Origin of the sequence: Mesorhizobium sp. B1-1-1, from assembly GCF_006442955.1 — a bacterium.
Lineage (GTDB): Bacteria > Pseudomonadota > Alphaproteobacteria > Rhizobiales > Rhizobiaceae > Mesorhizobium.
The window spans coordinates 101,658-113,932 of record NZ_VFWW01000002.1 but is presented as its reverse complement, the minus strand read 5'-3'; the positions used below and the strand labels follow the sequence as shown (position 1 = coordinate 113,932).

Sequence of the window (12,275 nt, the reverse complement as noted above, 5' to 3'; positions counted from 1 at the left end):
CCATGCGTGTCGTCGAATCTATCAACCGCGCGCTACACGATCTCATGGGAGCCGATCTCCGTCTGGTGATTTTGGGTGAGGATGTCCTTGACCCCTACGGTGGCGCCTTCAAAGTCACCAAGGGTCTTTCGTCAGCCTATAAGGACCGTGTCTGGACCACGCCGATCAGCGAAGGCGGCATTGTTGGCATGGCGGCAGGCATGGCCATCAAAGGCCGGCCTGTGATCGTCGAACTCATGTTCGGAGACTTCATAGCCCTTGCTGCCGACCAGATCATCAATCACGTCGCCAAGTTCCGCTGGATGTACAACGATCAGGTTGAGGTCCCCGTCATCATCCGCGCTCCCATGGGCGGACGGCGCGGCTATGGGCCGACGCACTCGCAAAGTCTGGAAAAGCATTTTTGCGGCGTGCCCGGGCTGACGGTGCTTGCCACTCACGAGTATGCCGATCCTGGCACGCTTCTGCATCGGGCCTTCGCGTCGCGATCCCCTCACCTGATCATCGAAAACAAGGTGATGTATTCCAGGCCCGTGCTCGGACCCGACGCGCTTCCACGCCCGGCGGATGCAGATGTCGTGATCCTGACATATGGGGGTTGCGTCGAGCACGCTGTCGCGGCCGCAAAGAAACTCGCGCAAGAGGAGGAAATCGCGACCACCGTGGTGGCCGTCGAACAGCTGTCGCCCTTCCCTGGCGATGAGGTCCGAAGCCAGGTCGGCAACTGCACGCGTGTGGTCGCGGTGGAGGAAGGCTCTCCCGGCTGGGGCTTCGCGTCGGAGTGTGCGCGCGCGCTGATCGGCCGGGTCAGGCACTTCAGCGCATTGACCGGGCCCGATCACCCCATTCCCTCAAGCCGCGACTGGGAGGACGATCTGCTGCCGGGTGTGAACGCCATCCAGGCGGCCTGCATCGACCTGTTCCAGAAAGGCTAAGCGTACATGACCGTGCTTGTCGAAGCCCCGCGGGTTAACGCCAACGAGGACAATCTCCAGCTCATCGAGATTCGGGTCGCACAAGGTGAAAGGGTCGAACAAGGCACCATTCTTTTCGTGCTTGAGACCACCAAGGCCGCAGTCGAGGTAGATGCTCCGGAGGCAGGAACTGTCGGCCTGCTGGACATCAAGGTCGGTGACTTCGTTCCTGTCGGCGCAACGCTTTGCAAAATCATCGACGAAAATTCGAATGTCGTTGTCGGGGAGACCAGCGCGGCCGATGTCGGGGCCAGCGAAGTCGCGATAACGGCTAAAGCCCGCAAGGCCGCATCCGAGCTCGGGGTCAACCTTGCGGACGTCATTCCGTCCAATGGCCGCATTGGCGAAGCCGAGGTGCGCGCTGCTGCCGGTCGCCGATCCGCCGCCAAGAGAGCCGAACCGGGCGAGCCGAGTTCCGTCGCCTTCTCCAGGCGGGCCGTCATCATCGGCGGCGGCGGCCACGCCGCCTGTTTGATCGATGCTCTCGATGGTGCCGGATACGATATCCTGGGCTGCACCGATCAAGCGTTGCCCGCCGGCCACCACGTCTGCGGCGGTATTTCGGTGATCGGCACGGAAGACTGCCTGGAGCGTTTGCTTTCCGAGGGCACGCGCTATGCTTTCATCGGCATCGGAGGCGCCCAGTCAAGCCAGGTGAGGCGGGCAATGTATGAACGCGCCACCGCAATGGGCTTCGTTCTGCCGCCTGTGATCCATCCTTCCGCGATCGTCTCCAAGGCGACCAGGATTGGACATGGCTGCCATATTCTGGCCGGCGCGAGCATCGGTCCGCGCTGTACGATCGGTAACAACGTCATCGTCAATCAGGGGACTATAGTCTGCCACGACAGCGTCGTTCAGGATAATGCGCACCTAACACCAGGCGCCATCCTGGCCGGCGGAGTGGGCATCGGAGCCATGACCGTCGTGGGCATGGGCGCAACGGTGCTCCTGGGCGTCCAGATCGGCGCCGACTGCCTGATCCACAACGGCGCGCACATCAGCGCCAATGTCGCAGACAACACCATCGTCGACGCGCAGGGCCGCCGCCATCTCCGCTAATGCATGTCGCCCAAAGGCGATCTCCGGCTCGAGAAAGCGACATGGCGGGGCGGTTCGACGGGGCGGCTCTCGTGGCTGCGGCCGAGGGTTCGCCAATTCCGATCGGTGTCAGTCAAGCCGTACTTCGGTTGCGGTCCAGCGATCGCCCGCAATCAGCATCGGGCCTGGGTTAAGTCAGTCCCGCAATGCGGCTGTTAGTCATCCGGTGGAGTTTTTCTGCGGCAGCCCACTACTTTTGGGCGGGGGTGTCCTTCGAATTCCCGAGCATTGCGAGACCTGGGATGGTGTACGGTGAAATGGTCTGCGGGATCCAACTTGAAGGCTCAGATGACCGTTGCACATCTCCATCCTCAGAACTCATCGGGTCCGCAGCATTTTCCCGTCGAAGCGTCAGCGAAGCCGGCTGGCGACAATTCGTTCAATGTAGCCGCGCATGGGTTGCGCGGCATTGCTTCTCTTATGGTCTTCTTCGCTCACCTCCTGGGCGGCACGGCGGAGCACGTCTACGCCTCCAATTCGGCCTATGTCGACCGCATTACGCCCTTCTGGAATTTCGGCACCTTCGGAGTCTGCCTTTTCTTCGTAATCAGTGGCTTCGTCATCCTGCCCAGTGCGATACGCTATAGTCCCGCTCAGTTTGCTGCCCGACGGTTCCTGCGCCTCTACCCTCTGTTTTTCGCGCTAAGCCTGCTTTTCATCTTGCTGAACGCAACCACCAACTTTTATCCCGAAACCAACAATCTCACAGCGGTTCTGGCAGGACTGACATTCCTGAACCTTGCAACCCATACCGAGCAATTGACGCCGAACGCGTGGAGCCTGACCTTCGAGGTCTGGTTCTATGTGTTTACGGCAGCGTTCGTTTTCCTGACGGTTCGTCGCCCAACCAGACTCGGCACAATTGCGCTCGGTCTTCTCGCGGCGCTCTTTATCGCCCGGTACCCGATCGCCTTGTATTTTCTTGCCGGCGGGCTGATCCGCCTTGCCTACGACCGATTTGAATGGGTAAACCGGGGCCGCCATCGGCTTGCCGAGAGCGGGGCGCTGGCAGCTTGCGTCTTTCTGGCCAGCCGCGGCCATTACGACTATCACTGGTCCGATTTCCAAAATGCCGAGCTTCCCTTGCTCATGGTCGCGACGGGGCTCTACTTCTGCCTTGCAGTGTCGCGGAACAGCTTGACGGCACTACTCCTTGGCAATCGGCTGCTTCGATACTTCGGAACGGTGAGCTACAGCCTGTATCTGGTGCATCCCTACACGTATCTTCTGACACGCTCGCTGTTTTCCCGCGCCCATCTTTTTTCCGGCAATGTTGTCCTATCGATGAGCGCCTTCATTTTGGCGGCGGCGGCGATCACCTGGGTGCTGACGCATTTCGCGAACCGAACGCTTGAGCTGTGGCCCTATGAGTTTGTCTATCATCAGAAGATCTATCGCTCGGCCTCGCAGCCAAGCGCGATGCGGCTTTGGCTGGCGTCAAATGCCAAACGTGCGGCATGGCTAAGGGGGTAGGATCGCCGTTGCGCGGCGGCCTGCGGCTTTTGAGGCGGATAGATAGCAGACTGGTCGTAACCACTGTTGTTAGGCTGCAAGCAGGGATGAGGACGAAATGCATCCATTTGTCATCGACGCCAAGCCTCAACCTATTTCAATTGATCCCGCTGACGCCGCCGTACTCGTCGTGGACATGCAGAATGACTTCGGCTCCAACGGTGGAATGTTCGACAGAGCCGGAATCGATATCTCCGGGATTCAACGGGCTGTAGGCCCTACTGCCAGCGTAATAGCTGCCGCTCGCGAATTGAGCATGCCCATCGTCTACCTGAAGATGGGATATCATCGCGACCTCTCGGACCTTGGAACGTCGGACGCCCCCAACCGTATTCGACATCTCCAGATCTTCGGGGTGGGCGCGAACATGACAGCCCCGGATGGCAGCGAGAGCCGGATTCTGATCCGCGACACCTGGGGAACAGAGGTCGTCAACGGCCTCAAGCCACAGGCTGGGGATGTCGTCCTCTATAAAACGCGATTCAGCGGTTTCTACGAAACCGAACTCGATTCTGTTCTGAAATCCGCAGGCGTCAAACACCTCATCGTGACAGGATGCACGACCAGCGTGTGTGTGGAATCGACAATTCGGGATGCCTTCTTCAGGGACTATCGCTGCATACTGCTGACGGATTGCACCAGCGAGCCCATCGCTTGGGACGCCCCAAGGAGCAATCATGATGCCTCGATCACGCTCGTTCAGATACTCTTTGGATGGACATCGACGTCCGACCAATTCCTGAAGTCGGTCGCAGAGCGAGTTCACGGTCGTCTTGAACTAGCCGAATGAGCAGGCGAAGCTGCCTATCAGTCACCTTGGAGCACCGCGGCTGCCGCTCAGGGCCAGCGTAGATCAAGCCCAAACACAACCGACGTCCCGACCACTCTCGAAAGGTGCCCCGACGCATCGCCTACGATTTAGTCGTCCGACTTTGCCACAAGATCGGCGATACGGGATACATCAGGCACGTAAAGCTCTTTGGCGTGGCGCAGCACGAGTCCGATGTTTTGCAGGTAGCTCAACTCGCGTGCCACCGCCTCGCGGTGGGTGCCAATGCGGTGGGCCAGATCCGTATGGGTCGGGATAGGAGAAATCCTCGCCGAACCGTCGGCTCCGATGTCTTCAGCGCATAAGCGCAGCAACTCCTTATGCACCCGGGACCGAACGTTGAGCGTCGAAAGCTCAACGATGTGCTCGACAAGCACCTGCTGACGTTCCACCAACAATTGTACAACCGCATGCAGGGCTTCAGGATCCTGCTTGACTATGTCCAGAAAGGCACGACTGCCGATCGAAGCGATAGTGCATGGTCCCGCCGCTTCGACCGAATATGGCATCTGGATGTCGCCGCTCAAGGCAATTCCGTTAACAAGCGAGCCACGATGCGCAGGGGGGAGCGACACAATCTTGCCATTGCGGGTATAAACGAGCGCTCGAAGCTCGCCCTCGAGCAGAAAAAAAAGCCGGTCGACACTTTCGCCGGCCGGGACCAGGACGTCCCCTTCGTTGAGATGCAACCAACGACAGCGGCGGTCTATCTCGATCAGCGTGGACGACTTAACATTGCTGAAATGCTCGATATTTTTCAAATCCGGCCCGTGCATATGGTTGGCATCAGCTACGGAGGTGATCTCCCCGTCAGTCTGCGGGCCTGGATATCGAACGGGCGGTTGTTTCATGCTGGGTAGCGCCCCCTTGCAAAGGTTCGCAGCCGCTTCCGTTGCGGCTGCTCCCCAAACTCAAGCAAATCACATCTACTAAAACGGTCCGTCAAGAACCATTACTCGTTGAGTGAGGCGGCACCCATATTTCAATTCCGTATGGCAATCCCTTCATACGGCGTTGTGTTGAGTATGTAGGCAACTTCGGTACGGTTTCTCGCACGAAGTTTTTTCATGACATTCCGAATGTGTACCTTGACCGTACTTTCACACATGTTGAGCTCGTACGCGATGACCTTGTTCGCCTTTCCTCGACGCAATGCCTCGATGACAGACATCTGACGCGAGGTAAAAGTGTTGTCTCCGTGCGGCTGCTGCTTGGTCGCGGACTGACCGTCGGTGACGGCGCGTCCTGAATGAAAGAGAACACTGGGCGGGACGAAAGTTCCGCCCGCCGCGACAAGCTGGATGGCCTTGGCGGCCACCTGCAACCTGACGCTGGTGGGAATATAGCCACGCGCGCCGTTTTCGACCACTTTGAGAATGTCCTCAAAGTTCTCGATATCCGATAGGATGACCACCCCTACCTCGGGCCTGGTCGCTTTCAGATGGCCTATCTGGGAAAGATGATAGTCCGCCTGGGAGTTCGACCACATCACACACATCAGGACCGTCGAAACTCTCTGCGTTTCTTCGGGATCCGCCATGTCGAACGCTTCGACCGACGCGTAATGCTGGATATGAAATGATGGCTCGATGATTTCGAGGCTTCTGCTGAAGCAGTCACACATCAAAGGCCGGCCATCGATGATTGCAATCTCGATTCCCTCTCCCGAGGACGGTGAGAGACGATTGACGTCGAGAATAGATGGATATTGATCAAGATCAGTTTTGTCCGTCCGATCATTCGCAGGCAAAAAACTTGTCATGACTCACCCCCGCGCAAATCTCGCCCCAACGGAGATTTCGCTTTTAAACCCATACCTTAACACTTTAGTAATAGCTTGTGGACCGGAGGTGGTGGTGTGACAAAACGCACAGCGCGGCCAAAATTTCGGTTTCCTCAAGCAATCAAAGTGAAAAAGTCGTGATTGCAGTATTATAGTTGGCTTCGAAGTCCATGCGCTTACCAATAGGGGGTAGCTACGGAAGTAGCGGTCATCCAGAATCGTTACGACAAAGAGCTGAACAGGGGTGGCTATGTGAGCCGTTGGTCAGACCTTCGCTCAAAACGCGCACACTTTCTCGGCAAAGCGTAAAATTACATTCAGGAGCCGGCATATTCCATACGGCGGACCTGCGGCATGAGACGTCGCAGCCTGCTCCCTTTCCTCGTCGATTGACCGCTTTGGCGAAGGTGGAGGCGAGCTTATTCGAGGCTTTGCCGCAAGTGCTGGCCCAGTCTGATAGCGAGCGCGACAATGGTGAGAGTGGGCATGTCGTTGCCTCCGGTCGGGAAGACCGAGCTGCCGGCGACGAACAGATTTGCGAGGCCGTGCACCTGGCACGAACTATCGACCACGCCGGTTCGCGGGTCGTCGCTCATCCTCGTCGTGCCCATGTGGTGTCGAACCCAGTGATATGGAATGTCTCGCTCCCCCGCCGGGTTTTTGTCCTGGCCTGGATGAATGGCGCTTCTATGCCCCAGCCGCTTCATCTCTTCAGTGATGATCGCCTGGACACGTTCAAGCGTCCGTCGGACGAGAGGCCCCACGTTCCATTGCAGCTTCACACGGGGCAGACTGAACTCGTCGAGCCTTGTATCGAGCGTGACGCGGCTTGCCGGATCCGGTTCTTGTTCCAGTATCGTGTCAAAATGAAAATGCCTTGCACGCCGACGTGAGTGCCAGATCCGTTCGAAACCTGCCGATATTGCTCCCGCCGGATGCATCAGGATAGTTCGGCCGCATTTGATAAGGTCGCGATGCAGCCGGCCTCTCCGCAGCCAGAAGGCAAGATACTGCAAAGCTTCGGAACCATCCATATGATTGACGCAAGGCCCAGGCTTGATCCATGTGCGGGAATCGAGGAGGCGCTCGCTTGCACGTATTTCGGGCCGCAGCGCCAGTCCGAATGCATCATTGGTGCCGCGGTTTTCAGGCGACAATCCGGTCGTGCGGGTCCAGGGCACGTGGAGGTCTATCATGTTGTCGGGCTGGCTGACTTGCAGGCTTCCCCATTTTACCCGGGGATGCTCCATGAAATAGCGGCCAACCAGGTCATACTGGTTTCCTATGCCATTCGGCGCCTGTCGGTTTGAGACAAGGAGCAGGCGCGCGTTTTCGATACCGCCGCAGGCCAGCACGAAAAATCGCGCAGCAATCTGGAATCGTTTGTTCGGCGTACTCGCTACCTCGATGGAGCGAACCCGCCTTCCGCAGTCGTCGGTGTCGAGCCGCAGCGCCGTGGCATGCAGCACGACCTGGACGTTTTTTGCGTCCTGAAGCTTCTTGCGAAGCGTTGCTCCGAGATCCGGAGTGGGACTGAGAAAGCAGCGTTCCGAAAAGAGCGGCCCGTTTTCAGGCATGACCGCGGAAGTCGGCCAATCGGTCAGCAGGTCGTCGATTCCGAGCAGGCGGGCTGCGGTCTCATAATGGGGTAGTAATGATTTATGGGCGACGGGCCAACCACTCAGGGGTATCCAGGGCCGATGCTCGAAATCGCCATGGTCCAACATCTTGCACCATCCGCCCCAACCAGCCTTGCCTGTGCTCCCGCCGAACTGACGAAGGCGGCAAAGATCAAGAGCTTCGTAAGGTTGACCCACGGACAGCCCGCGCGACAGCCGTTGGCGCCAGTGCTCGTACGTCATGCCACCGCTTTCGATGACGCATATGCGATGCCGCGTGCCTTCTAGTTGTGATGCTATCGCCAGGCCGGCGGCACCCGCTCCCACGATGCACACATCCGCCTCCAGGCGCATGCCTTGCGGAAACGCGTTGCAATCTTCAATCATGGCGTCGATCGGGCATGGTGTCGATCGGGACCAGCAATTGCACGCCTGTGAGAGCGTGGCCATTTGCGCCTTGCCCCCAGCCCCATTTGGCTGTTGGTCCCGCTGGCATCGGGCGGGCACGTCAAACTTGTGATCCGAAGAAAACAAATGCGACGACACGACCAACGACGCGAGAACTGCCGGAGCCTCGCCCTGTGCTCCATTCGGTTAGCCTCTGGAAGTTCGGCCACTGGCATTCCGTTGTCCAAGCCTGATCCTCTTGGCTGCCTCCGAGCGCAACGCAGTTAAATTTGGCGCCACAATCGGATAATCCGGCGGCAAGCCCCATTTCTGGCGATATTGCGCTGGCGTCATGCCGATGGATGTCAGATACCGCTTCAAGGATTTCATGCGGCGCCCGTCCTCCAGGTTGACGATGAAGTCAGGGGTCACCGACTTGCGGATCGGCACGGCTGGAACAGGTTTCGGTTCGGGCTGGTGATCGCCCACGGCAAGCTTTTGCAAGGCACGGCCGACATTCTGGATCAGGTCAACCAGATCGGAAGGCGACGTCCGGTTTTTCCTGACATAGGCCGAAACAATATCAGCGGTTAGCTCAATGTGGTCGGCGGGGTCAGAATCCATGAGTCCGCTCATTGCCTGAAGAAGGCTATCTTCCGTGGCCGAGGCGCGGAGCACGTTCTGCATCGCTCATTGAAGGATTGCCCACCGTCACAGGAGAATGCTCCTGATGCCCCGCTCCTTGCATGGCCCAATGCCATCCCCAGGTGCCGTTTGTGTCAATTGTCCCTTGGCGGCAGCCGATCCATCCAAAAGTGGTACCGCTTGCCAATCCCGATCCCGTGATGGCAGCGGCGAAACCGGCAACACCGGCGGCACAGCTAAGCCGGCAAGACCTCACTGATCCGATGCCGGTGCGCATATGTCGCGCACCGGTATCGACCGTCAAATCGATATCCAGCGCCGCCTCGCTGCGACGGCTCGACTTATTCGCGACGGCTCGACTTGTTCAAGGCTGTCGTGTCTGGAGCTTCATGGCGCGCTTGAAGTCACGATTGTCCACGCGGCCGGCGCAAGACATCTCCAGGCCCGTAAGCCTTGAACAATGCTTGCGCCTTGTACTGTGCATGGGCGCTTGGACCTGAGCGGCGCGGCTTGACGAACCGCTCTTTCTACCACTCCGAGCCGGTATAGCCCGCAGCTTCCTTCCACAATGCGAGTGCGATGCTTGGCGAGCGGCCTTTCACTTCAATGTCTTTGCCGCGGTACTTTCCAGCCGCAATCCACACTGTCTTTGAACGCTGATAGATGTTGATGTCGAGGGCGCTGGCTAGAGCTTCCCAGTCCCTGCGTCTCGAAAAATCCATCCGACCCCCATCTCTCCATAATGTGGAGCAGTAACGAACATGGCGGATGAGAGTTCCCAGATCGTGAGGACTTCACCATTGGTTTGCGCAAATGGGTCGCACAGCGGTGAAAACTGCCTCCGCTGGCTGCGCCAGCGGAGTATTGAATTGGGCGATATCCCCAGGCTGGAGCTATTTGGCCGCCTTTGCCGTCCTCTCCGCACCCACCGGACTTGCCAGCGGTTTTTCACCAGATCCGCAGGTGCCACCCGATCGGGCCGGCCTCGGACGACCCGGTCTTTGTCCGGAATCGGCAAAACGGCGAGATGAAAGAAGCCACTGAAGCACTCAGTGAGATTGTCAAAAGAATGTGTTTGATCATGATAAGCCTCCAAAAGAGGGCATTGCTTATCCCGTGGAGATGGATAGTTTTTCCCGAAGAATATCGCGTATATCTCGATTAATTCTTTGCAACCTTTAAATGATATGGGACTCTGCGTGTATGTACCTATTATACAAAGAGAACCCACACACGCTGATCTTCGTCTTGGCCCCGAACTGCAGACTGGCCATCAATGGATCGGCATGCGGGTAAGGGAAACGTAACGGCTGAAGCATGCAAAGCTTACGTGATACAAATTGTTGTGAACGCCCGTCCTCGTAAAATGGGTCTACATTCTTGGATGCGCGCGCATAGGTGAGGTCTTTGGCATGGGGCCGTTATCGCGAAGGACGTTTGCACAGGGAACGGTTCTGGGCCTGTTACACTGGCTTGGCTTTACCAACCCTGGCAAAGCGGCCACTCAATCTTCAGCTGGCGTAACGCTTATCGCCCGCGGCAGACCTGCGGCAACGCTCGTTACTTCGGATCAGCCGAGTGGCTCTGTTCACTACGCCGCCACGGAACTCGGCTGGCACATAAAAAAAGCGACCGGCATCCAACCTGCCATCACAACTGAAAACCATGTCTCGCCGGCTGGCCTGCGTAACGCCGCCCATATTTTTCTGGGCGACACCCGGTTCGCCCGGGCAGCCGGAATCACATTCGGCGCATTGGCGCGTGAAACCTGTATCATCCGAACCGTCGGCAACCATCTGTGCATCGCCGGCCTCGATCATCCCGGCAGTGCACTCGACCAAAACACGTCCGCGGGCACCCTCTTCGGCGTGTACGAGTTCCTTGATCGCTATTTCGGTGTCCGATGGCTATGGCCAGGTGAACTGGGAACGTTTGTCCCAAAGGCACAGTCCTTGGTGATCCCCGCGCTTGATTACGTCGTTACGCCCCGGTTCATGCAGCGTCGCGTGCGCGCTGGGGCTGGCTTCACGAGCGAAGAACATCCCGAAATGGGTTTCACCGCAGCAGCGGCGAAAGAATATATGAAAGCCCAGGCCACGTTCCTGCGTCGCCACCGAATGGGCCGCAGAGTACCCACGAACTACGGTCACGCTTTCGTCGACTGGTGGCAGCGGTATGGCACCGAGCATCCCGAATGGTTTCAATTGGTCAGAGGCAAACGGGGCCCGGTGAGGCTGGGCGCTCGCTTCTCGATGTGCATTTCCAATCCGGGCTTGCGAGAAGAGATCGTCTCGCAATGGCGTGAGCATCGGAGCGCCTCTGCGGGACAGCCAACTTTCGTCAATGCGGTCGAGAACGACATCCCGGGGCAGTGCGAGTGCGAAATATGCAAAGCGCTGGATGGCCCAGAGCCGCCTGACTATCGAAAGTTCATTCCGTCGAAGTCGAAGATCGCCAGCAAGCCTTTCGTATCGGACCGCTATGCGCGTTCATGGCAAGCCATTCAGCGGATAGCCGCGAAAGACGACCCTAATGCGGTCGTGGTGGGATACGCCTATATGAATTACTTCGCGGCACCGACATCGGGAATCAAGTTGAACCCGAATATCCTGATCGGGTTTTGCCCATCGGCCTGGTACTATCCACGCAGCGGCGAAGAGCAGGACTGGATAAAAGACCAGTGGCGCGGATGGGCGGCAACGACTGCCCAGGTGTTCATGCGCACCAACTATTTCCTGGATGGCTACTGCATGCCGCACATATTCGCCGGCCAGTTCGCCGACGAGTTTCAGAACGCGGCGCGAAACGGGATGGTCGGAACCGATTTTGACTCGCTGACAGGCCATTGGGCGACGCAAGGTCCAAATCTCTATTTGTTGATGCGCCTGCAGACACATCCTGAGACTGCCGTGGAGTCATTGTTGTCGGAATATTATTCAGCCTTCGGACCTGCGGCCGACGACGTCAAAAGCTATTTTGATTATTGGCAGGCGTATACTTCGAACGCTCGCGCCCAGCTGCGGGAGGGGTTCGAGGCTCTTGGAGCATCTCGTTGGCGAAGCTGGGCGAAGGCGGCGCACGCTGTCTATCCAGAGGAGAGTTTCGCGCCGGCGGAAGCCTTGCTTGACAGGGCGGCAGCCTCCGCAATCCAAGATCCGGAAGCCTCGATGCGGGTGAAGTTTCTTGAGCTGGGATTGCAGCATGCGAAGCTGTGCTCGCGAGCGGCCAGCAAGCTCACGCTCGGCGATCCGCAATCCGCCTATGAGCGCGGAAAGCCGGAACTGGAAGCGTTGCTGCAATTTCGGCGATCATATGAGCATATGTGGATATCCAACATGAATCACTGCGCGTGGGTGGAGAGCCAGAGTTGGATCCTGCCGGGCTTTGCGATTCAATCTCCGGACCTTGATCCGGAATGATCCATC

The 12,275-nt window shown here is 58.1% G+C and carries 10 protein-coding genes; 5 read left to right on the top strand and 5 right to left on the bottom strand.

All coding sequences use genetic code 11. The features are described from left to right. The first annotated feature begins 2 nt into the window (after nucleotides 1–2). From FJ986_RS03600 to FJ986_RS03585, 4 genes are all read left to right on the top strand, one after another. Nucleotides 3–935, top strand: a complete 933-nt coding sequence (locus FJ986_RS03600; RefSeq protein WP_140561287.1) for a transketolase C-terminal domain-containing protein — start codon at nucleotides 3–5, stop codon at nucleotides 933–935. 6 nt (nucleotides 936–941) lie between these two features. After that, a complete protein-coding gene (locus FJ986_RS03595) occupies nucleotides 942–2,036 on the top strand; it encodes a NeuD/PglB/VioB family sugar acetyltransferase (protein WP_140561289.1) in 1,095 nt (364 codons plus the stop codon). A 327-nt stretch (nucleotides 2,037–2,363) separates the two neighbouring features. Next, on the top strand, nucleotides 2,364–3,548 hold the full coding sequence (locus FJ986_RS03590) for an acyltransferase (protein WP_140498450.1): 1,185 nt from the start codon (nucleotides 2,364–2,366) through the stop codon (nucleotides 3,546–3,548). 97 nt (nucleotides 3,549–3,645) lie between these two features. Continuing rightward, nucleotides 3,646–4,377, top strand: coding sequence for a cysteine hydrolase (locus tag FJ986_RS03585; protein WP_140498451.1), 732 nt, complete (start codon nucleotides 3,646–3,648; stop codon nucleotides 4,375–4,377). Between the two features lie 128 nt (nucleotides 4,378–4,505). Here the strand turns inward: FJ986_RS03585 and FJ986_RS03580 are convergent, their stop codons facing one another. From FJ986_RS03580 to FJ986_RS03560, 5 genes are all read right to left on the bottom strand, one after another. Beyond that, nucleotides 4,506–5,267 carry a Crp/Fnr family transcriptional regulator gene (locus FJ986_RS03580; protein WP_140498452.1) on the bottom strand — a complete coding sequence of 254 codons (762 nt, stop codon included), beginning with the start codon at nucleotides 5,265–5,267 and terminating at the stop codon, nucleotides 4,506–4,508. A 131-nt stretch (nucleotides 5,268–5,398) separates the two neighbouring features. After that, nucleotides 5,399–6,178: a response regulator transcription factor gene (locus FJ986_RS03575; RefSeq protein WP_140498453.1), complete on the bottom strand. Its 780-nt coding sequence runs from the start codon at nucleotides 6,176–6,178 to the stop codon at nucleotides 5,399–5,401. Nucleotides 6,179–6,618: 440 nt separating this feature from the next. Further along, entirely contained in the window at nucleotides 6,619–8,268 is a 1,650-nt protein-coding gene (locus FJ986_RS03570; RefSeq protein ID WP_140625472.1) for a GMC family oxidoreductase, read from the bottom strand. A 144-nt stretch (nucleotides 8,269–8,412) separates the two neighbouring features. Beyond that, on the bottom strand, nucleotides 8,413–8,892 hold the full coding sequence (locus FJ986_RS03565; protein ID WP_318012505.1) for a MucR family transcriptional regulator: 480 nt from the start codon (nucleotides 8,890–8,892) through the stop codon (nucleotides 8,413–8,415). Nucleotides 8,893–9,377: 485 nt separating this feature from the next. Then, entirely contained in the window at nucleotides 9,378–9,572 is a 195-nt protein-coding gene (locus tag FJ986_RS03560; protein WP_140498455.1) for a hypothetical protein, read from the bottom strand. 690 nt (nucleotides 9,573–10,262) lie between these two features. On the opposite strand from FJ986_RS03560, the gene FJ986_RS03555 reads away from it, so the two are divergent. Then, nucleotides 10,263–12,269 (top strand): DUF4838 domain-containing protein, encoded by a 2,007-nt coding sequence (locus FJ986_RS03555; protein ID WP_140673422.1) that lies wholly within the window; start codon nucleotides 10,263–10,265, stop codon nucleotides 12,267–12,269. Nucleotides 12,270–12,275: the final 6 nt, after the last annotated feature.